Here is a 26,503-nt window from a genome sequence, read left to right as displayed (position 1 = left end):
ATGGACCCACGAGGCCGAGGAGCGCCACTTTTCCCTTCGGGTCCGAACACCCGGCGTCACCTGCTGGTGGCCACGGTTCGGGTCCCGGCGGGAGCCGGTCGGTCAGCCGCGGGGGCGGGCCAGGCTGGACTCGCGGACCACCAGTTCCGGCTGGAGGACGATGCGTTCGTGGTGGTGGGTGGCGGCGGTCGTCTCGCCGGTCTCGGCGATGAGGAGTTCGGCGGCCGTGCGGCCCATGCGGAAGGCCGGCTGGCGGACCGAGGTCAGCGGGACCGCGGCCGCCGAGGCGAACTCGATGTCGTCGTAGCCGACGAGCGCCATGTCCTCCGGGATGCGCACGCCCGCGCCGTAGAGGGTCTGCAACACCCCGAGCGCCAGCAGGTCGTTGGCGCAGAAGACGGCGGTCGGACGCGGCGACATGCCCAGCAGCCGCGCCCCCGCGTCCCGCCCCGCCGCGACGTCCAGCCGCTCGGCCTCGACGTGGGTCAGCCGGTCCACCGGCAGCCCGGCCTCCTCCAGCGCCCGCAGCGCGCCCGTGCGCCGGTCCTGGCACTGGGCCAGGTGCATGGGGCCGCTGATGTAGGTGACCCGGCGGTGGCCGCACTCCAGGAGGTGGCGTACGGCGAGGGTGCCGCCGGTGATGTCGTCCACCGACACCGAGCACCCCTCGGCGCTCGGCACCACGCGGTCCACGAACACGAACGGGATGCCGTGGCGGCGGAAGTTCTCCAGGTTGGCGCCCGTGGTGTCGGCGGGCGTCACCAGCACGCCCCGCACCCGCTGTTCGGAGAAGAGCGAGAGATAGTCCGCCTCGTCCCGCGGGTTCTGCGCGCTGTTGCACAGCATCACCCCGAGCCCGGTCTCCCGCGCGGCCCGCTCGGCTCCCGAGGCGACGTCCACGAAGAACGGGTTCGCCATGTCCAGCACCAGCAGCGCGATGATCCGGCTGCGGCCCGCCCTCAACTGCCGTGCCGTCTCGCTGCGTACGTACCCCAGCCGCTCTATGACCGCGAGCACCCGGTCGCGGGTGTCCTCGGCCACCATCTGCGGATGGTTGATGACGTTCGACACCGTGCCGACCGAGACCCCGGCCTGACGCGCGACGTCCTTGATGCCCACCATGCGTGCCACGAGCTCCGACCGTCCGCCTTCCCACGGCCCGCCGCGGCCGTGACCTCATGCTACGCACCGGTGGTCACGGAAGGGGAGTGGAGGCTCACGCCGGGTTTCGGCCGCGCGGCCGCCCGACCGTCAGACTCGAGCCCCGTACGACGAGTTCCGGCTGGAGGACGATCCGCCGGTGCTCGTGCGAGGGGGCGGTTCTCTCGTCGGTCTCCTCGATGAGGAGTTCGGCGGCCGTGCGGCCCATGCGGAAGGCCGGCTGGCGGACCGAGGTCAGCGGGACCGCGGCCGCCGAGGCGAACTCGATGTCGTCGTAGCCGACGAGCGCGATCTCCCCCGGCACGCTCACCCCCGCCCCGTACAGCGCCTGCAACACCCCGAGCGCCAGCAGGTCGTTGGCGCAGAACACGGCGGTCGGACGCGGCGACATGCCCAGCAGCCGCGCCCCCGCGTCCCGCCCCGCCGACACATCCAGCCGCTCGGCCTCGATCTCCCGCAGCCGCCGCTTCGCCGCCTTCGCCACGCGCAGCGCCAACTGCCGCTCCTGCTCGCGCTCGGCGTCCCCGTCGGACCGTACGTCCAGCCGCTGGGCGAGCCACGGCAGGCTCAGGCCCTGGACGACAAGGGTCGCCAGCACGACGGCGAAGGCGATGAAGAGGATCTCGTCGCGGGCCGGAAAGCCGCCACCGCCGTCAACCGTGAACGGGATCGCGAGGGCCAGCGCCACCGAGGCGACCCCGCGCATCCCGGCCCACCACATGACGACCGTCTCCCGCCAGGTCACGGGGATGTCCTCGGCGACATCGGAGCGGCGGTGCAGCCGCCTGGTCAGCCAGGCCGCGGGCAGCAGCCACAGCAGCCGTACGACGACGACCACCCCGATGACGGCCGCCGCCGCGGCGGCCAGCTCGCCCCAGCGGCCGGCGGCGGCGCCGAGTACGTGGTGCAGCTCCAGGCCGATCAGGCCGAACGCGACGCCGGTGACGAGGGTGTCGACCACCTCCCAGAAGGTGTTCCCGGCGAGCCTGCCGAGCACGTCGTCGGCGTCGGCCGCGTGCTCGGCGAGGAACAGCGCGGTGACCAGCACCGCGAGCACGCCCGACCCCTCGATCGCCTCGGCCAGGGCGTACGCGGCGAACGGCACGAGGAGGGTCAGCCCGACCTGAAGCGTGGCGTCGCCGAGCATCCCCATGAGCCGGTTGGCGAGCCAGCCGAGCGCCAGCCCGACGGCCGTCGCGACCACCGCGGACAGGACGAGGGCCGCCGCGGCGTTCGGTACGGAGAAGCTGCCGGTGACGGTGGCGACCAGCGCCACGTGGTAGAGGACGATCGCGGTGACGTCGTTGAACAGGCCCTCGCCTTCGAGGATCGAGACCATGCGCCGCGGCAGCCCGAGCCGCCCGGCGACGGCGGTCGCGGCCACCGGGTCGGGCGGCGCGACGAGCGCGCCGAGCACACAGGCGGCGGCGATCGGCATCCCCGGGACGACGGCCTGCGCGACCGCGGCGACCGCGGTCATCGTGAGGAGGACGAGCGCGACGGCGAGCAGGAAGATCGGCCGCCGGTTCGCCGCGAACTCCCGCCAGGAGGTGCGCTGTACGGCGACGTACAGCAGCGGCGGCAGGACCAGCGGCAGGATGAGCCCGGGCGGCACCTCGACGCTGGGCACGAACGGCAGGAGCGCGAGCACACCCCCGCCGAGCGTCATCAGCACCGGCGGCGGGACCCCGAGCCGCTCCCCCACCGGCACGGTGACAACGGCCCCCAGCAACAACACGAACAGCAGGGCCAACTGATCCACGGCCGGCACACTCCGAGGCAGGCATCACATCCCAAACAAACGCCAGCCTGCCATGTCGCGCCTATTACGCGACTCGACACAATCCGCCTACCGCAACGACGAGGCGCCCCGCAGCGCGGCCCGTGTGGTGCCGAAACCGCCGTCACCACACGCCCCCACGCCCCGGGCCCTCAAGGCCGCGTCTAGAGCGCCCGCCTCATCGCGCGGTGGACGATGCCCGCGTCCAGGAACTCTCCGCCGTACGCGGCGTACCCCAGCCGCTCGTAGAAGCCGAGCGCCGACACTTGGGCGTGCAGGTCGATCGCGGTGAGGCCCAGGCGCGCGGCCTCGGCCTCGATCGCGCGAACGAGGGCCGCGCCGACGCCCAGCCCGCGCGCGGCCCGGCTCACCGCGAGCCGGCCGAGCGCGCCGACCCCCTCGTCGCCGCCGTTCTTGGAAACCGCCGCCGCCCCGTGCAGCAGCCGCCCGGTGCCGAGCGGCCCGTCGGCGCCGACGGCCAGTACGTGCACCGCACCGGCGTCGTAGGCGTCGTACTCGATGTCGGCGGGCACTCCCTGCTCGCCGACGAACACCTCGTGCCGCACCGCGAAGCACGCCGCCAGATCCGCCTCACCGGCGGCCACCCGGACCTCGTACGCCGCGGCCCGCTCCCCAGTGGAAGCGTTCACGCGCCGCTCTCCGCCCGGATCACGTCCAGCGCGTGCTGGAGGTCGGCGGGGTAAGCGCTCTCGAACTCCACCCAGCGCCCGTCCGACGGATGCTCGAACCCCAGCCGGACGGCGTGCAGCCACTGCCGGGTCAGCTTCAGCCGCTTGGCCAGCGTCGGGTCGGCGCCGTACGTCAGGTCGCCGACGCAGGGGTGCCGGTGAGCGGCCATGTGCACCCGGATCTGGTGCGTGCGCCCGGTCTCCAGCTTGATGTCCAGCAGGCTGGCGGCGCGGAACGCCTCGATCAGGTCGTAGTGCGTGACGCTCGGCTTCCCCTCGGCGGTCACGGCCCACTTGTAGTCGTGGTTCGGGTGGCGCCCGATGGGCGCGTCGATGGTGCCGCTCAGCGGATCCGGATGCCCCTGGACCAGCGCGTGATAGCGCTTGTCGACAGTCCGCTCCCGGAACTGGTTCTTCAGCGAGGTGTACGCGCGCTCGGACTTCGCCACGGCCATCAGCCCGGAGGTGCCCACGTCGAGCCGGTGCACGATGCCCTGCCGCTCGGCGGCGCCGGAGGTCGAGATGCGGTAGCCGGCCGCGGCCAGCCCGCCGATGACGGTCGTCCCGCTCCACCCGGGGCTCGGATGCGCGGCGACCCCGACCGGCTTCATGATCACCACGACGTCCTCGTCGTCGTGCACGATCTCCATGCCCTCGACGGGCTCGGCCACGACCTGCACCGGCTGCGGGGCCTGCGGCATCTCCACCTCGAGCCAGGCCCCACCGCTCACGCGATCGGACTTGCCCGCCACGCTCCCGTCGACCTGGACCTTCCCGGCGGCGGCCAGCTCGGCGGCCTTGGTCCTGGAGAAGCCGAACATCCGGGCGATGGCGGCGTCCACACGCTCGCCTTCCAGGCCGTCGGGTACGGGAAGGGTGCGGATCTCGGGAAGGGTGCTCACCCGTCGAGTATGCCGGACGGCCCAACCGGCCTCGTACGCCAGTCCTGACGAGGCCGCACCGGAACTGACCGAGGTCCGCCGGTGCCGACCGCGGCCCGCCGGTCCTGACCGAGGCTCACCGGTCCCGACCGGGTCCCGCCAGGCCGGCCGGGTCCCGCCAGACCGGCCGAGGGTCCGCCCGTACGCCCGCCGGCCCCGTACACCCGCCGACCCCGAACGACCGCCGGCGCGGAACGACCGTCAGTCCTTGTGGATCGTCCCGTCCGGGTCGAGCCCGCGGAAGGACAGGATCACGATGAGGATGCCGCCGCAGACGATCGCCGAGTCGGCGAGGTTGAACACCGCGAAGTGCGCCGGCGCGATGAAGTCCACCACGGCGCCCCGGAACACCCCGGGCGACCGGAAGATCCGGTCTGTCAGGTTCCCGAAGGCACCGCCGAGCAGCAGCCCGAGCGCGATCGCCCACGGCGCGCTGTACAGCTTGCGCGCCAGCCGCGCGATCACCACCACCACGGTCGCGGCGATGGCCGTGAAGACGATGGTCAGCGCCTCGCCGATGCCGAACGCGGCGCCCGCGTTGCGCACCGCCTCGAACTTCAGCAGGTCGCCGACGACCTCGATCGGCGCGTGGTGCTCCAGCTTGGCCACCACGATCATCTTGCTGACGAGGTCCAGCGCGTACGCGATCGCGGCCACCGTGAGGAGTACCGCGATCCGCCGCCTGCCCTTCGGCGCGCTCTCCGCCTCGGGCTCCCCGGCCTGCTCCGGCCCCGCCCCGGTCTCATCGAACCCTGGAGTACCGATGGTCCGCTCCGCCTCTGCCACCTGAGTCCCTCAGCATCTGTCCGCGGCCGGGCCCGCGCCCCGACCAAAGCTGTGGTCGAGGGTACGGCACACCCGTACGGGCCCAGGGAACCGGAGCCGTCGCGCAAGGGAACCCTCAGCCCAGGGACGCGCTCAGAAACGGCGCTCCTGCTTCTGCTTGCAGTCCACACACAGGGTCGCGCGCGGGAACGCCTGCATCCGCGCCTTGCCGATCGGGTTCCCGCAGGACTCGCACAGCCCGTAGGTCCCCGCGTCGAGCCGCTCCATGGCGCGTTCGGTCTGGAGCAGCATCTCGCGGGCGTTGGCGGCGAGCGCCAGCTCGTGTTCCCGGGTGATGTTCTTGGTGCCGGTGTCGGCCTGGTCGTCGCCCGCGCCGTCACCGGAGTCGCGCATCAGACCGGTGATCGCCTCCTCGGAGGCGAGGAGTTCGTCGCGCAGCCGCTCGGCCTCGCCGCCCAGTTCGGCCCGCGCCTCCGCCACCTCCTGCGGAGTCCACGGCTCCTCCCCGGGCCGTACGGCCAGCTCGCCCGGCGCGGCCGGTGCCGTACGGGCCTTGGGGACGGCGGAGGCGGCGGCCGCCCCCGGAGCCGTGGCCGGCGCGGCCGCCCCACCCGGAGTCTTCTTCGCTGCCACCGTCTTGGCTCCCGTCTTCTTCGCGGGCTTCCGGGCGGCGGACGCCGCCTTCTTGGCCGGTTCGGCCTTCTTCGGTTCGGCCTTCCGCGCCGCTGCCTTCCCGGCCACGGCGTCCTGCGCGGCGTCCTTCGCGGCGGTCTTCGCCGGTGCCTGGGCGCCGGCCGACTTCGCCGTGGCCTTCTTCGCAGACTTCGTGGTGCTCTTGGACGCCGACTTCCTGGGCGGGGCCGACTTCTTCGCCACCGCGGCCGCGGTCTTCTTCTCCGGTGCCGCCTTCGCCACTTCCGCGGTCGTCTTCACGGTGCTCTTCCTCGCCGATGATCCGTTGGGTGCCTCGCCGGCGTTTCCGGCGGACGCCGACTTCTTCACGGCGGTCTTTTTCGCCACCATGGTCGCGGCCCCTTCACATATTGTGATCTTGCACGCGAATCGTGCTGGGACGATAAATCGACTCCAAGTCCGCGGCAACGGGGCACGCCGCCCTTGCCACTGCATACGGGCTGGTCTGCAAGCTTTGTGCCCCGCTCCCCGCGCCGTAATCCGCCGCCGCACACCGGTCACCCTGCATGTCGCCATTCGGGTCACGTTCCGTGCCTGCCCGGGGCCTCTCCCGCGGCCCCGCGACGGAGGCCCGGAAACCGGTCGGCCGCTGTCGGCGAGGACCCGTACACTGGGCGTCAGCGAAAGGCGTGGAAGGGGACGAGTAGCGCCGCATGCGGCCATGAGCGATCCGGGGACGGTGCGAGCCCGGGGGCAGGCGCGGCGTGAAGATCACCCCCGAGTCGCCGGAAGAAAGCCACCGCGGTGAACCGCTCCGGTGAGCGAGTAGAACCGGCTTCGCGACCCCAATGAGGGGGCGGTGAGTCCACTCGCCGCCAAGGAGGGTGGTACCGCGGGAGCCGAGGCTCTCGTCCCTCCGGCCGGAACCGACATGTCCGCCGGAGGACCTCCCGATGACGACGCCGCAGTACCACCAGGTGCCCGCCCAGGTCGACCTGCCCGCCCTCGAGCACGCCGTGCTCGACTTCTGGCGCGAGAACAAGATCTTCGCGCGCAGCCTCGACCAGTCCGAGGGCCGCCCCGAGTGGGTCTTCTACGAGGGTCCGCCGACCGCCAACGGCATGCCCGGCGCCCACCACATCGAGGCCCGCGTCTTCAAGGACGTCTTCCCGCGCTTCCGGACCATGCGGGGCTACCACGTGGGCCGCAAGGCCGGCTGGGACTGCCACGGCCTGCCGGTGGAGCTGGCGGTGGAGAAGGAGCTCGGCTTCAACGGCAAGAAGGACATCGAGGCGTACGGCATCGCCGCCTTCAACGCCAAGTGCCGCGAGTCGGTGACCCGCCACACCGACGCCTTCGCCGAGCTGACCACGCGCATGGGCTACTGGGTCGACCTGGACGACGCCTACCGCACGATGAACCCCGAGTACATCGAGTCGGTCTGGTGGTCGCTGAAGGAGATCTTCGGCAAGGGCCTCCTCGTCCAGGACCACCGCGTCGCCCCCTGGTGCCCCCGCTGCGGCACCGGCCTGTCGGACCACGAACTGGCCCAGGGCTACGAGACGGTGGTCGACCCCTCCGTCTACGTCCGCTTCCCGCTCACCTCCGGCCCGCTCGCGGGCGAGGCCGCGCTGCTGGTGTGGACGACGACCCCGTGGACCCTGGTCTCCAACACCGCGGTCGCCGCCCACCCGGACGTGACCTACGTGGTCGCGACCGACGGCGAGGAGAAGCTCGTCGTCGCCGAGCCGCTGCTGGAGAAGGCGCTCGGCGACGGCTGGGAGGTGACCGGGCAGAGCTTCACCGGCGCCGAGATGGAGCGCTGGACCTACGAGCGCCCCTTCGCCCTCATCGAGATCGAAGGCGCCCACTTCGTGGTCAACGCCGAGTACGTGACGACCGACGACGGTACGGGTCTGGTCCACCAGTCCCCCGCCTTCGGCGAGGACGACCTCAAGGTCTGCCGCGCCTACGGCCTGCCGGTCGTGAACCCGGTCCGCCCCGACGGCACCTTCGAGGAGGAAGTCCCGCTCGTCGGCGGCCAGTTCTTCAAGAAGGCCGACGAGGCCCTGGTCAAGGACCTCCTCCAGCGCGGCCTCCTCTTCAAGCACCTGCCGTACGAGCACAGCTACCCGCACTGCTGGCGCTGCCACACCGCGCTGCTCTACTACGCCCAGCCGTCCTGGTACATCCGCACCACCGCGGTCAAGGACGCCCTGCTGCGGGAGAACGAGCGCACCAACTGGTACCCGGAGGCGGTCAAGCACGGCCGGTTCGGCGACTGGCTCAACAACAACATCGACTGGGCGCTGTCCCGCAACCGCTACTGGGGCACCCCGCTGCCGATCTGGCGCTGCGAGGAAGGCCACCTCACCTGCGTCGGCTCGCTGTCCGAGCTCTCCGAGCTCACCGGCACCGACCAGACCGGCCTTGACCCGCACCGCCCGTTCATCGACGAGGTCACCTTCGGCTGCACCGCCGAGGGCTGCGCGCTGACCGCGACCCGGGTGCCCGAAGTCATCGACGCCTGGTACGACTCGGGCTCGATGCCCTTCGCGCAGTGGGGCTACCCGTACCGCAACAAGGACCTCTTCGAGAAGCGCTACCCGGCGCAGTTCATCTCCGAAGCCATCGACCAGACCCGCGGCTGGTTCTACACGCTGATGGCCGTCGGCACGCTCGTCTTCGACAAGTCCGCTTACGAGAACGTGGTCTGCCTCGGCCACATCCTCGCCGAGGACGGCCGGAAGATGTCCAAGCACCTGGGCAACATCCTCCAGCCGATCCCGCTCATGGACCAGCACGGCGCCGACGCGGTCCGCTGGTTCATGGCGGCGGGCGGCTCGCCGTGGGCGGCCCGCCGGGTGGGCCACGGCACGATCCAGGAGGTCGTCCGCAAGACGCTCCTCACCTACTGGAACACCGTCGCCTTCCAGGCGCTGTACGCCCGGACCGCCGGCTGGGCACCGAGCGCCGCCGACCCCGCCCCGGCCGACCGTCCGCTGCTGGACCGCTGGCTGCTGAGCGAACTGGGCGCGCTCACCGAGCAGGTGACCGCGGCCCTGGAGTCGTACGACACCCAGCGCGCGGGCAAGCTGCTGTCGGCATTCGTGGACGACCTGTCCAACTGGTACGTGCGCCGCTCGCGCCGCCGGTTCTGGCAGGGCGACAAGGCCGCGCTGCGCACGCTGCACGAGTCGATCGAGACGGTGACCCGACTCATGGCGCCGCTCGTGCCGTTCATCACCGAGCGGGTCTGGCAGGACCTGGTCGTCCCGGTGGACCCGGACGCGCCCGATTCGGTCCACCTGTCGTCCTGGCCGGTCGCGGACAGCGAGCTCATCGACCCCGAACTCTCGCGCCAGATGATGCTGGTGCGGCGGCTGGTGGAGCTGGGGCGTGCGACGCGCGCCGAGTCGGGTGTGAAGACCCGCCAGCCGCTTTCCCGCGCGCTGGTGGCGGCGGCCGGGTTCGAGTCGCTGGGCGAGGAGCTGCGCGGCCAGATCGCCGAGGAGCTGAACGTCAGCGAGCTGGCCGCGCTTTCGGAGGTCGGCGGCTCGCTGGTGGACACCACCGCCAAGGCCAACTTCCGTGCGCTCGGCAGGCGGTTCGGCAAGGGCGTCCAGGCGGTCGCGAAGGCGATCGCCGGGGCGGACGCGGCGGCCCTGTCGCTGGCCCTGCGCGAGGGCACCGCCTCGGTGGAGGTCGACGGCGAGACCGTCGCGCTCTCCCCGGAGGAGGTCATCATCACCGAGACCCCGCGCGAGGGCTGGTCGGTGGCCTCCGACTCGGGTGCGACCGTCGCCCTGGACCTGGAGATCACCCCGGAGCTGCGCCGCGCGGGCCTGGCCCGCGACGCGATCCGGCTGATCCAGGAGGCTCGCAAGAACAGCGGCCTGGACGTGGCCGACCGGATCGCCCTGCGCTGGGAGGCGGCTGACGAGGAGATGCGTACGGCCCTCACCGACCACGCCCCCCTGATCGCCGACGAGGTCCTGGCAACGGACTTCGCCCCGGGCGAGGCCGACCCGTCCTACGGCGACCCGTTCACCGACGAGGGCCTCTCCCTCACCTTCCGCCTCCGGAAGAACTGACCGGCACCAAAGGGACCGACACCGAAAGGGCCGGGCCCGGGACTCGAAGTCCCGGGCCCGGCCCTTGGGTGATTGCCGACGGCTCAGCGCCCAGCGCTAGGCCTTCAGTTGTCGTCCTCGTCGATGAGGAACCCGCGCATCGGCGAGGGCGCCTGCTGCATCGGGGACGGGCCCTGCGGCCGCACCGGTGCCATCGGCTGGGTCATCGCCGGGGACATCTGCTGCTGCCCACCGCCGTACGACGGGCCACCGCCGTTGGGACCGTGGCCGCCGTGGCCCATGGACTGGTTGCCCGCCATGGTGTGGCTCATCGAAGGCGCACCCGCACCCGCCATCGAAGGCGACGGCGGCAGCGAGGCCGCGGCCGGGGTGCGCGGCGGGGCCAGCGAGTCGTCCGCCTGGTTCTCCAGCTGACGCAGCTGGCTCTCCAGGTACGACTTCAGGCGCGTGCGGTACTCGCGCTCGAAGCCGCGCAGGTCCTCGACCTTGCGCTCCAGCGTGGCGCGCGCGGACTCCAACGAGCCCATCGCCACCCGGTGCTTCTCCTGCGCGTCCCGCTCCAGGGCGTCGGCCTTGGCGCGGGCGTCCCGCTCCAGACCCTCGGCGCGGCTGCGCGCCTCACCGACGATCTTGTTGGCCTCGGAACGGGCCTCCGCGATCGCCTGGTCCGCGGTCTGCTGCGCGAGCGACAGCACGCGGGCGGCGCTGTCACCGCCGGGGCCGCCCTGCTGCTGCGGCAGGTGCTGGCCGGGGCCACCGGGCCCGCCCATCGGGCCGCCCATGGGGCCACCCTGTCCCATCGGCCCGGGGCCGTGCGGGCCGTGGCCCCCGGGTCCTGCAGGCAGCTGGGGTGCGCCACCGGGCAGTTGGGGCGGGCCCATCTGCTGCTGGGGCGGCACCGGCTGCGGTCCGGATATGGCGGCGGGCACGGGTGCGCCGGGTCGGTCCTGCGGCTCCGGCGGCTTGCGCATGCCCTGCTGCTGGTTCTGCGCGGCGGCACGGGTCGCGGCGGCCAGCTTGGCCCGCAGGTCCTCGTTCTCCCGCAGCAGCCGGGTCAGTTCGGCTTCGACCTCGTCGAGGAAGGCATCGACCTCGTCCTCGTCATAGCCTTCTCGGAGGCGGACGGTCGTGAACTGCTTGTTCCGCACGTCCTCGGGGGTCAACGGCATCTCTTCACCTCAACGTAGTCGTCGGCAATCGGCAAGACCGTATCGTTCACAGCTGCCTCACGACGGAGATCAGGATGTAGACGATGATCATCAGTACGAAGAAGGACAGGTCGAGCGCCACGCCCCCGAGACGCAGCGGCGGGATGAAACGCCGCAGAAGCTTGAGTGGCGGATCGGTCACGGTGTAGGTGGCCTCCAGGAGGACCACCATGGCCTTGCCCGGTTGCCACGACCTGGCGAACTGGAAGACGTAGTCCATGATCAACCGGAAGATCAGCACGATCAGGAAGCAGTACAGCGCGATGTAGATCACCTGCAGTGCGATGTCCATCCCGCGGTGCCTCTCCCCTTACTCGAGCCTCGGCCCTGTGGCCTCGGTGACCGGTGTTGCGTCTCAGCTTTGGTTGAAGAACCCGCCCTCTGCGATGCGGGCCTTGTCCTCCGCCGTGACATCGACGTTAGCAGGCGACAGGAGGAACACCTTCTGCGTCACTCGTTCAATGCTGCCGTGGAGACCGAACACGAGACCCGCCGCGAAGTCGACGAGTCGCTTCGCATCGGTGTCGTCCATCTCCGTCAGATTCATGATCACCGGAGTGCCTTCACGGAAGTGTTCCCCGATGGTACGGGCCTCGTTGTAGGTCCGGGGGTGCAGAGTCGTGATGCGGTAGGGCTCACGCTCGGACACGACCTTGGGCATGATCACCGGTGTGTTCTTCTCCAGATTCTGACGTTCAGGTGTGATGGACGCCACGGGTGCGATACGAGCGGGTCGTCCACTTTCCGCGGCGAGAGCAACTGGCTCCCGCTGCGCGGGCGGTGAGGCCACTCGCACCGGTTCGTCCCGTTGTGTCCGATCGGACTGCAGGAGGTCGTGCTGCCGACGAGCCCGCTCGGGCTCCGGCGTCGGCTCCGGCTCGAACTCGTCGTCAGGGTCGAACCCCCGCCCGTCGTACCCATCGTCCTCCACGAGGCCGAGGTAGACCGCCATCTTGCGCATCGCGCCGGCCATTCTCTGCGTCCTCCGCTCTGTGGTGGATCGGCCCCGTCACCGGTCGCCCTGGATCCACTCGGCCTGCCCGCCTTTTGGCGGAAATGACCATATTTTCCGCTGTGATCCGACTTGCTTCGCGACGTTACCGGAGCCGGGGTCTGACTCCGAGTACCGCAGTGCCGACGCGTACATGTGTCGCCCCCGCCGCCACGGCGTCCTCGAGGTCCGAGCTCATCCCTGCCGAGACCATGTAAGCAGCAGGATGCTCCGCGCGCAGGCCGGATGAGATTTCCATCAGCCGCTCGAACGCAGCCCGTTGCCGTCCGGCATACGGTCCGGCGAGCGGCGCCACGGCCATCACCCCGGCCAGCCGCAACCCCTCGGCCCCCGCCACGGCGGACGCCAACTCCCTTACGCCGTCGGGCGCGACACCGCCGCGACTGCCGGTCTCCCCCGACCCCGCGTCCAGGGCGACCTGCACGAGGCAGCCGACCTCGCGTCCGGCCCGTACCGCCGCCTTCGACAGTGCGCCGACCAGCTTCACCCGGTCCACAGATTGGACCATATCGGCATAACCGACCACAGAACGGACCTTGTTTGTCTGTAGCTGTCCGACAAAATGCCAGCCGAGGTCCAGGCCCGCGCACTCGGCCGCCTTGGCCGCCGCCTCCTGGTCCTTGTTCTCCGCGACGTCCCGCACGCCGAGCTCGGCGAGCAGCCGGACATCGCTCGCCGGGTAGGTCTTGGTGACCACGATCAAGGTCACCTCCCCGCGCTTCCGCCCCGCGGCGGCGCAGGCGGCGGCGATACGTTCCTCCACCCGCGCCAGGTTCCCGGCCAGTTGAGCCCTGCGTTCCGTCATGCCCTTCCCCGTCACTCCAACCGACCCCCAGTCCAACCGGCCCTCAGTCCAACCAGACATAACCGGCGAGCCGGCCGGTCGTGCGGTCGCGGCGGTACGAAAAGCAATCGGGCGATTCCAGCGTGCAGATGTCAGATTTCTCGCACATCTCCACACCAAGTCGGGCAAGTTGCGCAAGAACTCCGGCGGTTACGTCAACGGCGGGAGTGCCCCGGCGCGTGGTCGCCCACGCCTCGGGCACGGCCCCGGCCACGTCCGCCCGCATCTCCTCCGGGACTTCGTAGCAGCCGCCGCAGACCGCGGGCCCGGTGCGGGCCACGATCCGGGCGGGCTCGGCGCCGAGCGAGACCATCGCCTCGACGGCCGCCTCCACGACCCCGGCCACGAGCCCGGGCCGCCCGGCGTGCGCCGCGGCGGCCACCCCCGCGACCGGGTCGGCCAGCAGTACGGGGGTGCAGTCGGCGGTGAGCACGGCGAGCGCGAGTCCGCGGCGCGCGGTCACCACCGCGTCGACGGCCGGTACGGGCTCGGCGCCCCACGGCCCGTCGACCACCGCGACGTCCCGGCCGTGCACCTGGTTCATCCACACGACCCGCGCCGGGTCGATCCCCAGGGACTTCGCGGCGAGTTCGCGGTTGGTACGGACGGCGGCCGGGTCGTCTCCCACGGCGCCGCCGAGATTGAGCTGCTCATACGGAGCGGCGCTCACCCCGCCCCACCGGTCAGTGAAGGCGAAGTGCGCGCCGCTCTCCTGGTGCTGGTGCCCTATCACGTCGGACGGTTACTTCAGAAAGTCCGGGACGTCGAGTTCCTCGGCCTGGCTGTCCTGGTACGGGCGGGCCGGCGGAACCTGCGCCGGGGCCGGCGGGGCACTGGGCACCTCGCTGACCGGAGCAGCCGGTTCCGTACGCTCCGGCTCATGCTCCGCCGGGACCTCGCGCGGGGCGACCGTGCCGAGTCCGCCGAAGGACGGGCGGCTGCCGGTGTCGGTGGCCGAGCCCGCCGGGCGGCCGCCGTTGGAGTACGCATCGTCGCGGGGGGCCGAACCGAGCACCTTGTCGCGGTTCTTGGAGGGCGGCTGCCCGCCGTCGAAGCCCGCCGCGATGACCGTGACGCGCACCTCGTCGCCGAGCGCGTCGTCGATGACCGCACCGAAGATGATGTTCGCCTCGGGGTGGGCGGCCTCGCTGACGAGCTGGGCCGCCTCGTTGATCTCGAACAGACCGAGGTCCGAGCCGCCGGAGATGGAGAGCAGCACCCCGCGGGCGCCGTCGATCGAGGCCTCCAGCAGCGGCGAGGAGATCGCCATCTCGGCGGCGGCCACCGCGCGGTCGTCGCCGCGTGCCGAGCCGATGCCCATGAGGGCGGAACCGGCCTCGGACATCACGGACTTGACGTCGGCGAAGTCGAGGTTGATGAGGCCAGGGGTGGTGATGAGGTCGGTGATGCCCTGCACACCGGACAGCAGCACCTGGTCCGCCGACTTGAAGGCGTCGAGAACGCTCACCTGGCGGTCGGAGATGGACAGAAGGCGGTCGTTGGGGATCACGATGAGGGTGTCGACCTCGTCGCGCAGCTGCGCGATCCCGTCCTCCGCCTGGTTCGCGCGGCGGCGCCCCTCGAAGGTGAACGGGCGGGTGACGACGCCGATCGTCAGGGCGCCGAGCGAACGCGCGATGTTGGCCACGACCGGTGCGCCACCGGTGCCGGTTCCGCCGCCCTCGCCCGCGGTCACGAAGACCATGTCGGCCCCCTTGAGGACCTCTTCGATCTCCTCGCGGTGGTCCTCCGCGGCCTTGCGGCCGACATCGGGGTTGGCGCCGGCGCCGAGGCCGCGGGTGAGCTCGCGGCCGACGTCGAGCTTGACGTCGGCGTCGCTCATCAGCAGGGCCTGCGCGTCGGTGTTGATCGCGATGAACTCGACGCCCTTGAGACCGACCTCGATCATCCGGTTGATGGCGTTGACGCCACCGCCGCCGATGCCGACGACCTTGATGACTGCGAGGTAGTTCTGCGGTGCTGCCACGTCGAAGGCCTCTCGCCTCGAGTTACGTGTCCGCGACCCGGTCGTGGTGCGCGGACGGATGCCGAAGTGGGACGGTTCCGAATGCCGACCCGAACCCTAATGGTGAAGTTTAGGGTTACCAGTGCCTGTCCTGTGGACTCTTCGAACGTGACACTAAGTCGACAAGCACTGCGCGTTCAACGAACACGCCGAACCTCCCGTTTTTCTTTTCACCCTATGTGATCGCGCCGAGTCGTAGCCAACCAGGGTGCTGGCCGGCCGCTCCGGACGTCAACTCCCCGACACGGAAGGGGCGGTGGGGGCGCTGACGTCGAAGTGGTCGGCACCCCGGGCGGTTTTCATGAGGGAGAGCAGGGTCTTCGCTTTGGCGGCGCCGTGTTCGGAACTTCCCCACACAACCGTCCGACCGCCCGTCAGCTCCAGCACGATGGAGTCATATGAACCGATTTTGAGGGCACGGGTGTCCCGGCGAACAGCTTCGGGGAGCTGGGTCGCCACCCGCACGCCCTCGCGCTGGAGTCTCGCCGCCCCGAATCGCCGCAGACTCGGCGAACCGCCCGTTTCCCATTCCAGCCTCGGAACACCTTCGGGCGCTTTGTCCACCGTGGCGAATCGCACCCCTCCGGCGTCCACTTCGATGAACTTTCCGCCCTTTTCCGCAAAGACCACCGGAACGCGTTCCGTGACTTTCAACCCGATTCCGTCCGGCCAGTTCCGTACGACATCGACGGAGTCGATCCGCGGGAGTTCCGCGCGCAGCCGGGCGGCGATCGCGTCCGTGTCGACGGAGACGAGCGGGGATTCCAGCGGAACCCGGGCGGCGGTGGTGACTTCGCGGTGGGTGAGCACCCGGACCCCGCTCACCGCGACCCTCTCTGTCCGCAGCCACGTGGACCCGTAGAGCAGCCACACCCCGCCGGCGGTGAACAGGACGAGGGCCACCAGTACGACAATCAGCGTGCAGAGGCCGGAAAGTCGCCACCGGCGCCCCCGCTCCGGCTCCGGGGACGAGGGCGGGCCGGACGACGATGACAGGGTGTCATCCCGTCGGGCGGTCGTCAGTCCGGCCACGCTCACGCCTCTCTCGGGAGCCCGGGCTCCCCCGTCAACAGCCCTACGCCTGGCGGCGTGCGGCGATCGCCTCGTACACCATGCCGACGAGCAGCTCGTCGGCGTCCCGGCGGCCGAACTCCGCGGCGGCGCGGGACATCTCGTACAGCCGGTGCGGATCAGCGAGCACCGGGAGCACGTTGGCCTGCACCCAGCCGGTGGTGAGTTCGGCGTCGTCGACCAGGAGGCCGCCGCCCGCCTTGACCACCGGCTGGGCGTTGAGCCGCTGTTCGCCGTTGCCGATCGGCAGCGGGACGTATGCCGCCGGGAGGCCGACCGCGGACAGTTCCGCGACGGTCATCGCGCCCGCGCGGCAGAGCATCATGTCGGCCGCCGCGTACGCGAGGTCCATCCGGTCCACGTACGGTACCGGGATGTACGGCGGCATCCCCGGCATGTTGTCCACGTGCGGCAGTTCGTTCTTCGGGCCGACCGCGTGCAGGATCTGGACGCCGGAGCGCTGGAGGGCCGGGGCGACGGCCTGGACCACCTCGTTGAGGCGGCGAGCGCCCTGCGAGCCGCCGGAGACCAGCAGGGTCGGCAGGTTGGGGTCGAGGCCGAAGGCGGCGCGGGCCTCCGGGCGGACCGCGGCCCGGTCCAGGGTGGCGATGGTGCGGCGCAGCGGGATGCCGACGTAACGGGCGCCGCGCAGCTTGCTGTCGGGGGTGGAGACGGCGACGGCGGCCGCGTACCGGGACCCGATCTTGTTGGCGAGTCCCGGGCGGGCGTTGGCCTCGTGCACGACGATCGGCACGCCGAGTCGCTTGGCGGCCAGATAGCCGGGCAGGGCGACGTAGCCGCCGAAGCCGACGACGCAGTCGGCCTTGGTGCGCTCGATGATCTGCTCCGCGGCCTTGATGGTGCCGCGCAGCCGCCCGGGGACGGTGATCAGCTCGGGGGTGGGCTTGCGCGGCAGCGGTACGGCCGGAATCAGGCCCAGTTCGTAGCCCCGCTCGGGCACCAGCCGGGTCTCGAGTCCGCGCTCGGTCCCGAGGGCCGTGATCCCCACGGTCGGGTCCTGCCTACGCAGGGCGTCCGCGAGGGCGAGCGCGGGCTCGATGTGGCCGGCGGTCCCCCCACCAGCGAGTACGACATGCACCGAAATTCACCGCTCTCCGGACGGCCGCCTGCCGGCGCGCCGTCGCATCGTCTTCCAACTCACCCCAGCCAGCTTCCTCAGCAAAGCAGGCTGCCGCATGGCCAACGCTGCCCGGGCGGCGGGCTCGGCTCGCGCGAAGGCGATCAGCAGCCCGACGGCGAACATCGTCGGCAGCAGCGCGGAACCCCCGTAGGAGAACAGCGGGAGGGGGACGCCGGCGATCGGCAGCAGGCCGAGCACCGCACCGATGTTGATCACGGCCTGGGCCGTGATCCAGGTGGTCACACCTCCCGCGGCATACCTCACGAAGGGGTCCTCCGTGCGTCCGGCCACGCGGATACCCGCATAGCCTAGAGCCGCGAAGAGGGCGAGTACCGACAGCGTCCCCGCCAGTCCCAGTTCCTCCCCGGTCACGGCGAAGATGAAGTCGGTGTGAGGTTCGGGGAGTTCGCCCCATTTTTCCACACTCGCGCCAAGACCGGAACCGAACCATCCGCCGTTGGCCAGCGCGTAGATCCCGTGTACCGCCTGCCAGCAGCGGTCGCCCTCGCCGGGCTCGGTGGCGCCGAGGCAGGCGAGCCGGGCCATGCGGTTCTGGCTGGTGGTGATGAGGATCGAGCCGATCAGCCCGGCGCCCGCGAGGACCCCGGCGAAGAGCCGGGTGGGCGCGCCGGCCAGCCACAGCAGGCCGAAGAGGATTGCCGTGAGGATGATCGCGGTGCCCATGTCGCCGCCGAGCATGATGAGTCCGAGGAGCATGAAGGCGGCCGGCACGAGCGGTACGAGCAGGTGCTTCCACTGGGAGAGCAGCCGCAGGTCCTGTTTGCGGGCGAGCAGGTCGGCTCCCCACAGGACGAGTGCGAGCTTGCCGAACTCGCTGGGCTGGAGCTGGAACGGGCCGCCCAGCTGGAGCCAGTTGGTGTTGCCGTTGACCGAATGCCCTATCCCCGGCACCTGCACCAGGGCCATCAGGAAGACCGAGGCGGCCAGGAGCGGATAGGCCAGCAGCCGGTGCAGCCGTACGGGCATCCGCGAGGCGAGGAGGAGCAGTCCGGTGCCGATGACGGCGGCCACGAGCTGCTTGCGGAAGAAGTGCGTGGGGGCCAGCCCCGACTGCAGGGCCTGGATCATCGAGGCGGAGTACACCATCACCAGACCGAGCACGGTGAGCAGGAGGCTGCCGCCGAGGATCAGGTAGTACGCGGTGAGTGGCCGGTCCCAGGCGCGCTTGGCGCGGCTGTGCAGCCGCCGCAGGCCGCCGATCGCCCCGCGCCGGGCGGGCCTTGGCGCGGGAATGGCGCGATCCCTGGGCCCCTTGGGCCCCTTGGAACCTTTGGGACCCTTGAGGCCTTTGGGGCGCAGCGCCGCCGGTCTCGCCGTCCGGGCCGTCATGTCCCCTCCTATGGGCCTACTGTTCCTGTCCCCCGCGGTCGGCCCGTTCGCTTCCGAGTCCCCGTACGGCCTCGGCGAACGCGTCTCCGCGCCTGCCGTAGTTCACGAACATGTCCATCGAGGCGCAGGCCGGGGCCAGGAGGACGGTGTCTCCCGGGCGCGCGAGGCGCGCCGCTTCACTGACCGCCGCGGCCATCGCCCCAGTGTCGGTCCGGTCGAGGTCGACGACCGGGACCTCGGGGGCGTGTCGCGCCAGCGCTTCGCGGATCAGGGCCCGGTCGGCGCCGATGAGGACGGCGCCGCGCAGCCGGGAGGCGGCTCCGGCGACCAGGTCGTCGAAGGTCGCGCCCTTGGCGAGGCCGCCCGCGATCCACACGATGTGCTCGTACGAGGCCAGAGAGGCCTGTGTGGCATGGGTGTTGGTGGCCTTGGAGTCGTCGATGTAGGTGACCCCGGCGACATCGGCGACGTGCGCGATGCGGTGCGCGTCGGGCCGGAAGGCGCGCAGCCCGTCTCGTACGGCCGCGGGCTCGACGCCGAAGGCGCGGGCGAGGGCCGCTGCGGCCAGGGCATTGGCGATGTTGTGCGGCGCCACGGGCTGGGGGCGCGGAGCGCCTTCCTCGGCGGGGTGCCGGTGGGCGGCGGGTGGGCTGACGTCGGCGACCTCAGCGAGTTCCTGGGCGTTGCGGTGGCGGTCCTCGACGAAGGCGCGGTCGACCAGGATGCCCTCGACGACGCCGAGTTGGGAGGGGCCGGGGGTACCGAGGGTGAAGCCGATGGCGCGGCAGCCCTCCTCGACGTCGGCGCCGCGGACCAGCTCCTCGGTGGCGGGGTCCGCGGTGTTGTAGACGCAGGCGACCTTGTTGCCCTCGTAGATGCGGCCCTTGTCGGCGGCGTAGGCCTGCATGGAGCCGTGCCAGTCGAGGTGGTCGGGCGCGAGGTTGAGGATGGCGGCGGAGTGGGCGCGGACCGAGGGGGCCCAGTGCAGCTGGTAGCTGGAGAGCTCGACGGCCAGTACGTCGTACGGCTCGTCGGAGAGCACCACGTCGATGATCGGGGTGCCGATGTTGCCGACCGCGGCGGTGCGCAGGCCCGCCGCTTTGAGGATGGCGGCGAGCATCTGGACGGTGGTGGTCTTGCCGTTGGTGCCGGTGACGGCGAGCCAGGGGGCGGCGTCCGGGCCGCGGAGCCGCCAGGCGATCTCCACGTCGCCGACGACGTCCACGCCCGCCTCGGCGGCAGCCAGGAAGAGCGGGCTCCGCGGCTTCCAGCCGGGCGAGGTGACGACGAGTTCGGTGCCCTCGGGGAGGGTGTCGCCGTCGCCGAGGCGGACGGCGATCTCGTCCTTCTCCAGGAGCGCCGCGGTCTCGCGCTGCCGCTCGCCGTCGCCGCCGTCGACCACCGTCACGGCGGCGCCGAGCCGGGCCAGGGCGCGGGCGGCGCTGACGCCGCTCACGCCCAGGCCCGCGACGGTGACGCGCTTGCCGGTCCAGATCACTTGCCGTTTCCCGTCGTTCGTCGGCCGTCCGTCACGCGGCGGCTCACTTGTCGGCGGCCCAGCCAGCGTAGAACAGGCCGAGACCCACGATCACGCACATGCCCTGGATGATCCAGAAGCGGACCACGACGAGCACCTCGGTCCAGCCCTTGAGCTCGAAGTGGTGCTGCAGGGGGGCCATCCGGAACACGCGCTTCCCGGTGAGCCGGAAGGAGCCGACCTGGATCACCACGGACATGGTGATGAGCACGAACAGACCGCCCAGCAGGGCGAGCAGCAGCTCGGTGCGGGAGCAGATGGCCAGGCCCGCGAGCGCGCCGCCGAGGGCCAGCGAGCCGGTGTCGCCCATGAAGATCTTGGCGGGCGAGGTGTTCCACCACAGGAAGCCGAAGCAGGCGCCCATGAGGGCGGAGGCGACGATCGCCAGGTCCAGTGGATCGCGTACCTCGAAGCAGGCCCCGGGGTTGGTGAGGGTCTGGGCGTTGGCGCAGGATTCCTGGAACTGCCAGACGCCGATGAAGGTGTACGCGCCGAAGACCATCACGGAGGCACCGGTGGCCAGGCCGTCGAGGCCGTCGGTGAGGTTCACGCCGTTCGACATCGCGAGGATCATGAACAGCGCCCAGATGGTGAAGATGACCGGGCCGAAGGACCAGCCGAAGTCCTGGGTGAAGGACAGCTTGTCGTTGGCGGGCGTCTGGCCGCGCGAGTCGGCGAAGTTGAGCGACAGAATCGCGAACGCGATGCCCACGATGAGCTGTCCGGCCATTTTGGCCTTGGCGCGCAGACCGAGGCTCCGCTGCTTGACGATCTTGATGTAGTCGTCCAGGAAGCCGACCAGGCCCATGCCGGCCATCAGGAACAGCACCAGCACGCCGGAGAACGTCGGCTGGCTGGAGGTGATCACCTTCGTGAGGACGTACGCGATGAGCGTGGCCAGGATGAAGGCGATGCCACCCATGGTCGGGGTGCCGCGCTTGCTGTGGTGGTCGCGCGGGCCGTCGTCGCGGATGTACTGCCCGTACCCCTTGCGGGCCAGCAGGCGGATCAGCAGCGGGGTGCCGACCAGGGTCAGGAAGAGCCCGATGACTCCGGAGAAGAGGATCTGCCTCATCGGGCGGCGACCTCGCCCTCGCCGGAACCGTCAAGCAGCGCCTGGCCGATCCGTTCCAGGCCCACCGACCTGGATGCCTTCACCAGCACGACGTCCCCCGGGCGCAACTGACTGCGCAACAGGTCGATCGCCGCCTCCGTGTCGGACACGTGCACCGACTCCTCACCCCACGAACCCTCATTTTTGGCGCCCATGTCGAGCCAGGCGGCCTCCTGGCCGCCGACTGCCACGAGCTTGCTGACGTTGAGCCGGACGACCAGGCGTCCGATCGCGTCGTGCTCGGCGAGTGACTCCCCGCCCAGCTCGGCCATTTCGCCGAGCACCGCCCACGTACGCCGCCCCTTGCCCATGGCCGCGAGCGCGCGCAGGGCGGCCCGCATGGAGTCGGGGTTCGCGTTGTAGGCGTCGTTGACGACCGTCACGCCGTCCGAGCGCTCGGTGACCTCCATCCGCCAGCGGGAGAGCTGCCCCGCCTCGGAGAGCGCCTGGGCGATCCCGTCGACGGGCATGCCCAACTCCTGGGCGACGGCGGCCGCGGCGAGCGCGTTCGACACGTGGTGCTCACCGTACAGCCGCAAGGTCACGTCACTGCACCCGGTGGGTGTTCGAAGCGTGAAAGAGGGCTGTCCCGCCTCGTTGAGGCGGACGTTCTCGGCGCGTACGTCTGCTTCCTCCGCCTCACCGAAGAGGACCGTACGGGCCTTGGTGCGCGAGGCCATGGCGCGCACCAGCGGGTCGTCGGCGTTGAGCACGGCCACGCCGCCCTCCTCGGCCGCGGGCAGCGCCTCGACCAACTCCCCCTTGGCCTGGGCGATCTGCTCGCGGCCGCCGAACTCGCCGATGTGCGCGGTGCCGACGTTGAGGACGACGCCGATACGGGGCGGGGTGAGCTCGGCGAGGTAGCGGATGTGGCCGATGCCGCGGGCGCCCATCTCCAGGACGAGTTGGCGGGTGCCGGAGTCGGCGCGCAGGGCGGTGAGCGGCAGCCCGATCTCGTTGTTGAGGGAGCCCTCCGGCCAGACGGTCGGGGCGATCCGCTGGAGCAGCTGGGCGATCAGGTCCTTGGTGCTGGTCTTGCCCGCGGAGCCGGTGAGGGCGACGAGGGTGGCGCCCAGGCGCTCCACGACGGCGCGGGCGAGGGCCCCGAGGGCCCGCTCGACGTCCGCCACGACGATCGCGGGCACGCCGACGGGGCGGGCGGCCAGCACGGCCACCGCGCCCGCCTCGACGGCGCCCCGCGCGTAGTCGTGCCCGTCCACGCGGGCGCCGACGAACGCGGCGAACAGGCTGCCGGGCCGCACCTGGCGGGAGTCGATGACGACGGGGCCCGTGACCTCGAGCTCCGGGTCCGGTATGTCGTACGTCTGCCCGGAGACGATCGTGGCGATCTCGGCGAGGGAGAGGGCGATCATCGGTCACCACCGGTGTGCTGCTGGGAGGGCGCGGGGGCCGAGGAGTTGACGGCCGTGGAGCCGGCCGGCCGCGCGGCCGAGGGGGCGGCGGACTTCGCCGCCTCGGCGGCCTCGATGGCCTCGCGCAGCACCTGCCGGTCGTCGAAGGCACGGATCACGCCCGCGATGTCCTGCCCCTGCTCGTGGCCCTTGCCGGCGATCAGCACGGTGTCGCCCGGCTCCGCGCGGGCGACGGCCGCGGCGATGGCGGCGGCCCTGTCCTCCTCGATGAGGACCGTGCCGCGCTCGTGGGTGGGCACCTCGGCCGCGCCGGAGAGCATCGCCGCCAGGATGGCGAGCGGGTCCTCGGAACGCGGGTTGTCGGAGGTGAGCACAGCGGTGTCGGCGAGCCGGGCCAGCGCAGCGCCCATCGGGCCGCGCTTGTGCGGGTCACGGTCGCCGCCGCACCCGAGGACGGCGTGCAGCCGGCCCTCGGTGACCTTGCGCAGGGCACGCAGAACCGATTCGACCGCGTCGGGCTTGTGTGCGTAGTCGACGACGGCCAGATACGGCTGCCCGGCGTCGACCCGCTCCAGCCGGCCCGGCACTCCGGGCACGGCGGCCACGCCGTCGGCCGCGGTCTGCGGGTCGATCCCGGCGGCCACCAGAGCGGTGATGGCGGCGAGCGCGTTGGCGACGTTGAAGGGGCCCGCGATCGGGGAAGCGGCCCGTACGGTCTCGCCCTTGGAGCCGACGGCGGTGAAGGTTGAGCGCAGCGGCCCGACCTCGACGTCCGTGGCGCGCCAGTCGGCGTCGGGGTGGCCCTCAGCGGAGAAGGTGATGACCGGGACCTCGGACTCCTCGGCGAGCCGTTTGCCGTACTCGTCGTCGAGGTTGACCACGCCGGAGCGGCTGCGGGCCGTGGTGAACAGCTTCGCCTTGGCGACGAAGTAGTCCTCCATGTCCGGGTGGAAGTCGAGGTGTTCGGGGCTGAGGTTGTTGAAGACGGCCACGTCGAAGACGGTGCCGTCGACCCGGCCGAGGACGAGCGCGTGGCTGGAGACCTCCATGGCGACCGAGCCGACGCCGCGCTCGCGCATCACCGCGAACAGCGCCTGGAGTTCGGTGGCCTCGGGGGTGGTGCGCTCGCTCTTGATCCGCTCGTCGCCGATCCGGGACTCGACCGTGCCGATGAGCCCGGTGAGGGCGCCGGGCGCCGCCGAACCGCGCTGCGCGGCCGCGGCCCTGAGCCCGCCCTCCACGAGATACGCGGTGGTGGTCTTGCCGGAGGTGCCGGTGATGCCGATCTGGAGCAGATCGCGGCCGGGCTCGCCGTAGATGGCGGCGGCCAGGGCTCCCATCCGGCCGCGCGGGTCGTCCACGACGAGTGCCGGAAGGCCGGTGGCGGCGGCCCGCTCCGCGCCCGCGGGGTCGGTCAGCACGGCCGCCGCGCCGAGGTCGGCGGCCTGCGCGGCGAAGTCCGCGCCGTGGAAGCGGGCACCGGGCAGCGCGGCGTACACGTCGCCGGGGCGGACGGCGCGCGAGTCGTGCGTGATGCCGGTGATCCGAGCGGCCTCGGCGGCTCCGGTTCCGGGGAACTTGATGCCCAGCTGATCCGCCAGCGCCGCGAGCGGGGTCGGATCGACCCGCTCGGGCCGTGGCGCTCCCGGGTAGTTCACGGAAACATCCTGCGGGGTGGTTTGGGGCTGGTCAGCGTGTGGCACGGCGGTGAGCGTACCGGGCTGGGCGGGCCCGTTGCGAAAGGAGGGGTGCGCCGGGCCGTGGTTCCCCGGTTCGGGCGTGATGGCAGTCACGGGTCGCTCGCTTTCTTGCCGACTCTGTCACCTCTGATACACCGCTCGGCCGGCTTCGGTTCCATCCCGACACGGGCCGGCCGCGTCGGGATCGGGTCGGGATCGCGTCGGATCAGAAGGTCACCGGAAGGCGTGCGGGCTTCGCGCCGGTGGGCGGCACTTGCAGGGTCTTCAGCGCGAACTCCATCACGCGCTTGTAGACGGGGCCGCAGACCTGACCGCCGTAGTAGCTGCCGCGGGTCGGGTTCTGCACGGCGCAGTAGACGGTGAGCCGCGGCTCGTCGGCGGGCGCGAAGCCCGCGAAGGAGGCGGTGTATCCACGGTAGCGGCCGGTCCGCGGGTCCACCCGGTTGGAGGTGCCGGTCTTGCCGGCGACGCGGTAGCCGGGGATGCGCGCCTTGGCGCCCGTGCCCTCCTCGTCGTCGACGACCGACTCCAGCATGGCGGCGAGGGCCTTGGCCGTCTTCTCGCTGACCACACGCTGCGTCCTGGGCTCGGGCGCGGGAGCGAAGTGGCCGTCGGGGCCGCGGGTGCCGCGGACCAGCGTGGGCGCGACGCGCTTGCCGCCGTTGGCGATGGTGGAGTACACCGACGCGGCTTGGAGGGCGTTGACGGACAGGCCCTGGCCGAAGGGGATCGTGTACTGCTGGGAGGCGCTCCAGTCCTGAGGTTTGGCCAGGATGCCGGGGGTCTCGCCGGGGAAACGGAGGCCGGTCGGCCGTCCGATGCCGAACTTACGCAGGTAGGAGTTGAGGACCTGGTTGGCCTGCGCCTGGGTCTTGCCCAGCTGCTCGACGGACAGGATCGTGCCGATGTTGCTGGACTTGGCGAGCACGCCGTTGAGGGTCAGCTGCCAGGTCTCGTGGTCGACGTCGTCGGCGAACAGCCGGTCGGCGCGGTGCAGCCGGTTGGGGACCACGACATGGGTGCCCGGCGTGGCGACTCCCTCCTCCAGGACGGCGGCCATGGACATCACCTTGCTGGTGCTGCCCGGCTCGTACGCGTCCTGGAGTGCCGCGTTGCCGAAGGTCGAATCCCCGGCCGAGGAGAGGTCGTTGGGGTCGAAGCCGGGTGCGTTCGCCATGGCCAGGATCTCGCCGGTCCGGGTGTCCTGGACGATGACGTAGCCGCGGTCCGCCGCGGACTCCGACACCTGCTCGCTGATGGCCTTCTGCGCGGCCCACTGGATGTCCCGGTCCAGGGTCAGCTCGATGTCCGAGCCGGGGACGGCGGGCTGCTCCTGGGCGCCGGCGGTGGGCACCTGGCGGCCGCCGGACTGGGCGTACGTGATCTTGCCGTTCTGGCCGGCGAGTTCCTTGTCGAACTGCCCCTCCAGGCCACCGCCGCCGCGGCCCTCGGAGTTGACGAAGCCCAGCACACCCGCGGCCAGCTCCTTGTTGGGGTAGACCCGCTTGCTGTGCGGCTCCTGGAAGACCCCGGCCAGGACGCTGCCGCCGCTGCCCTTGGCGGCCTTCTCCTCGAAGGCCTTCTTCAGGTCGCTGATCTGCTTCCAGATCTGCGGGGACTGGCGGCGGGCCAGCAGCACGTACCGCGTCTTGGGCTTGGACAGCTTCTCGGCCAGCTCCGCCTCCTCCTTGCCGAGGATCGGCGCCAGGAGGGCGGCGGCCTGCTGGGGGGCGTCCGCGGTCTTGCTCAGCTTCCTGGTGAACAGGAGCGGGTCGGCGGTGATGTCGTACGCGTCGACGGTCGTGGCGAGCGCGGTCCCCGAGCGATCGGTGATCGATCCCCGCTCGGCGGCGAGGGTGTGGGTGACATAGCGGTTGACGTCGCCCTTGGCCGCGTACGCGCTGGCGTCCACGGCCTGCACCTGGAGGAGGCGGACCGTGAACGCGCACAGCACGAGCGTGAGCCCGAGGCTGACCAGGCGCAGCCGCGGCCGGTGCGCGGCGAGCCGGAGCTGGGGGCCGGATCGGGCCGTACGGGCGGGGG

General features: G+C 71.5%; 21 protein-coding genes. 1 reads left to right on the top strand and 20 read right to left on the bottom strand.

What is annotated here, in order from left to right; all coding sequences use genetic code 11:
- Window positions 1-102: 102 nt before the first annotated feature.
- The 6 genes from AOK16_RS01995 to AOK16_RS01970 all read right to left on the bottom strand — a co-directional run bounded on the left by AOK16_RS01995 (window position 103) and on the right by AOK16_RS01970 (window position 6,290).
- The gene (locus AOK16_RS01995) at window positions 103-1,122 is read right to left on the bottom strand and encodes a LacI family DNA-binding transcriptional regulator (RefSeq protein ID WP_055470458.1); all 1,020 of its coding nucleotides are present in this window, start codon (window positions 1,120-1,122) and stop codon (window positions 103-105) included.
- A 94-nt stretch (window positions 1,123-1,216) separates the two neighbouring features.
- The gene (locus AOK16_RS01990; RefSeq protein ID WP_079100956.1) at window positions 1,217-2,923 is read right to left on the bottom strand and encodes a Na+/H+ antiporter; all 1,707 of its coding nucleotides are present in this window, start codon (window positions 2,921-2,923) and stop codon (window positions 1,217-1,219) included.
- A 182-nt stretch (window positions 2,924-3,105) separates the two neighbouring features.
- Window positions 3,106-3,591, bottom strand: coding sequence for a GNAT family N-acetyltransferase (locus AOK16_RS01985; protein ID WP_055470457.1), 486 nt, complete (start codon window positions 3,589-3,591; stop codon window positions 3,106-3,108).
- Window positions 3,588-4,532 carry an RluA family pseudouridine synthase gene (locus tag AOK16_RS01980; protein ID WP_055470456.1) on the bottom strand — a complete coding sequence of 315 codons (945 nt, stop codon included), beginning with the start codon at window positions 4,530-4,532 and terminating at the stop codon, window positions 3,588-3,590. Before AOK16_RS01980 ends, AOK16_RS01985 begins: the two co-directional genes overlap by 4 nt.
- 240 nt (window positions 4,533-4,772) lie before the next feature.
- Window positions 4,773-5,357 carry a signal peptidase II gene (lspA, locus tag AOK16_RS01975; RefSeq protein ID WP_055470455.1) on the bottom strand — a complete coding sequence of 195 codons (585 nt, stop codon included), beginning with the start codon at window positions 5,355-5,357 and terminating at the stop codon, window positions 4,773-4,775.
- A 132-nt stretch (window positions 5,358-5,489) separates the two neighbouring features.
- Window positions 5,490-6,290, bottom strand: a complete 801-nt coding sequence (locus AOK16_RS01970; RefSeq protein ID WP_338058462.1) for a TraR/DksA family transcriptional regulator — start codon at window positions 6,288-6,290, stop codon at window positions 5,490-5,492.
- A 653-nt stretch (window positions 6,291-6,943) separates the two neighbouring features.
- On the opposite strand from AOK16_RS01970, the gene ileS reads away from it, so the two are divergent.
- Complete coding sequence (gene ileS / locus AOK16_RS01965; protein WP_055470453.1) at window positions 6,944-10,084, top strand: isoleucine--tRNA ligase; 3,141 nt, start codon at window positions 6,944-6,946, stop codon at window positions 10,082-10,084.
- A gap of 104 nt (window positions 10,085-10,188) precedes the next feature.
- Here ileS and AOK16_RS01960 read toward each other — a convergent pair whose 3' ends face one another.
- The 14 genes from AOK16_RS01960 to AOK16_RS01895 form a co-directional block, all read right to left on the bottom strand.
- Window positions 10,189-11,253 carry a DivIVA domain-containing protein gene (locus AOK16_RS01960; RefSeq protein WP_055470452.1) on the bottom strand — a complete coding sequence of 355 codons (1,065 nt, stop codon included), beginning with the start codon at window positions 11,251-11,253 and terminating at the stop codon, window positions 10,189-10,191.
- A gap of 46 nt (window positions 11,254-11,299) precedes the next feature.
- On the bottom strand, window positions 11,300-11,584 hold the full coding sequence (locus AOK16_RS01955; protein ID WP_055470451.1) for a YggT family protein: 285 nt from the start codon (window positions 11,582-11,584) through the stop codon (window positions 11,300-11,302).
- A 63-nt stretch (window positions 11,585-11,647) separates the two neighbouring features.
- Window positions 11,648-12,265, bottom strand: coding sequence for a cell division protein SepF (locus tag AOK16_RS01950; RefSeq protein WP_055470450.1), 618 nt, complete (start codon window positions 12,263-12,265; stop codon window positions 11,648-11,650).
- Between the two features lie 124 nt (window positions 12,266-12,389).
- Window positions 12,390-13,109 (bottom strand): YggS family pyridoxal phosphate-dependent enzyme, encoded by a 720-nt coding sequence (locus tag AOK16_RS01945; RefSeq protein WP_055470477.1) that lies wholly within the window; start codon window positions 13,107-13,109, stop codon window positions 12,390-12,392.
- Between the two features lie 43 nt (window positions 13,110-13,152).
- Window positions 13,153-13,881, bottom strand: coding sequence for a peptidoglycan editing factor PgeF (gene pgeF, locus AOK16_RS01940; protein ID WP_055470449.1), 729 nt, complete (start codon window positions 13,879-13,881; stop codon window positions 13,153-13,155).
- 9 nt (window positions 13,882-13,890) lie between these two features.
- Entirely contained in the window at window positions 13,891-15,135 is a 1,245-nt protein-coding gene (gene ftsZ / locus AOK16_RS01935; RefSeq protein ID WP_055470448.1) for a cell division protein FtsZ, read from the bottom strand.
- 270 nt (window positions 15,136-15,405) lie between these two features.
- Window positions 15,406-16,206, bottom strand: coding sequence for a cell division protein FtsQ/DivIB (locus AOK16_RS01930; RefSeq protein WP_055470476.1), 801 nt, complete (start codon window positions 16,204-16,206; stop codon window positions 15,406-15,408).
- A gap of 43 nt (window positions 16,207-16,249) precedes the next feature.
- Window positions 16,250-17,344: an undecaprenyldiphospho-muramoylpentapeptide beta-N-acetylglucosaminyltransferase gene (gene murG / locus AOK16_RS01925; protein WP_055470447.1), complete on the bottom strand. Its 1,095-nt coding sequence runs from the start codon at window positions 17,342-17,344 to the stop codon at window positions 16,250-16,252.
- Between the two features lie 6 nt (window positions 17,345-17,350).
- On the bottom strand, window positions 17,351-18,736 hold the full coding sequence (gene ftsW, locus AOK16_RS01920; protein ID WP_055470446.1) for a putative lipid II flippase FtsW: 1,386 nt from the start codon (window positions 18,734-18,736) through the stop codon (window positions 17,351-17,353).
- A 16-nt stretch (window positions 18,737-18,752) separates the two neighbouring features.
- Complete coding sequence (gene murD, locus AOK16_RS01915; protein WP_055470445.1) at window positions 18,753-20,234, bottom strand: UDP-N-acetylmuramoyl-L-alanine--D-glutamate ligase; 1,482 nt, start codon at window positions 20,232-20,234, stop codon at window positions 18,753-18,755.
- 43 nt (window positions 20,235-20,277) lie between these two features.
- Window positions 20,278-21,348: a phospho-N-acetylmuramoyl-pentapeptide-transferase gene (mraY, locus tag AOK16_RS01910; RefSeq protein ID WP_055470444.1), complete on the bottom strand. Its 1,071-nt coding sequence runs from the start codon at window positions 21,346-21,348 to the stop codon at window positions 20,278-20,280.
- Window positions 21,345-22,760: a UDP-N-acetylmuramoyl-tripeptide--D-alanyl-D-alanine ligase gene (locus AOK16_RS01905; protein ID WP_055470443.1), complete on the bottom strand. Its 1,416-nt coding sequence runs from the start codon at window positions 22,758-22,760 to the stop codon at window positions 21,345-21,347. The genes mraY and AOK16_RS01905 overlap by 4 nt, the downstream gene beginning before the upstream one ends.
- Window positions 22,757-24,553, bottom strand: a complete 1,797-nt coding sequence (locus AOK16_RS01900; protein WP_055470442.1) for a UDP-N-acetylmuramoyl-L-alanyl-D-glutamate--2,6-diaminopimelate ligase — start codon at window positions 24,551-24,553, stop codon at window positions 22,757-22,759. Before AOK16_RS01900 ends, AOK16_RS01905 begins: the two co-directional genes overlap by 4 nt.
- 112 nt (window positions 24,554-24,665) lie before the next feature.
- Window positions 24,666-26,503 (bottom strand): peptidoglycan D,D-transpeptidase FtsI family protein (locus AOK16_RS01895; RefSeq protein WP_055470441.1); only part of this gene is annotated, 1,838 nt, incomplete at its 5' end.

The sequence above is a fragment of the Streptomyces pathocidini genome (assembly GCF_001418495.1).
GTDB classification, from domain to species: domain Bacteria; phylum Actinomycetota; class Actinomycetes; order Streptomycetales; family Streptomycetaceae; genus Streptomyces; species Streptomyces pathocidini.
This window is presented reverse-complemented; position numbering and strand designations above follow the sequence as displayed.

Coding starts and splice junctions, on each gene's coding strand:
- AOK16_RS01995 (WP_055470458.1), bottom strand. CDS start 1,122: ATGGTGGGCATCAAGGACGTCGCGCGTCAGGCCGGGGTCTCGGTCGGC.
- ileS (WP_055470453.1), top strand. CDS start 6,944: ATGACGACGCCGCAGTACCACCAGGTGCCCGCCCAGGTCGACCTGCCC.
- AOK16_RS01960 (WP_055470452.1), bottom strand. CDS start 11,253: ATGCCGTTGACCCCCGAGGACGTGCGGAACAAGCAGTTCACGACCGTC.
- AOK16_RS01955 (WP_055470451.1), bottom strand. CDS start 11,584: ATGGACATCGCACTGCAGGTGATCTACATCGCGCTGTACTGCTTCCTG.
- AOK16_RS01950 (WP_055470450.1), bottom strand. CDS start 12,265: ATGGCCGGCGCGATGCGCAAGATGGCGGTCTACCTCGGCCTCGTGGAG.
- AOK16_RS01945 (WP_055470477.1), bottom strand. CDS start 13,109: ATGACGGAACGCAGGGCTCAACTGGCCGGGAACCTGGCGCGGGTGGAG.
- ftsW (WP_055470446.1), bottom strand. CDS start 18,736: ATGACGGCCCGGACGGCGAGACCGGCGGCGCTGCGCCCCAAAGGCCTC.
- mraY (WP_055470444.1), bottom strand. CDS start 21,348: ATGAGGCAGATCCTCTTCTCCGGAGTCATCGGGCTCTTCCTGACCCTG.
- AOK16_RS01905 (WP_055470443.1), bottom strand. CDS start 22,760: ATGATCGCCCTCTCCCTCGCCGAGATCGCCACGATCGTCTCCGGGCAG.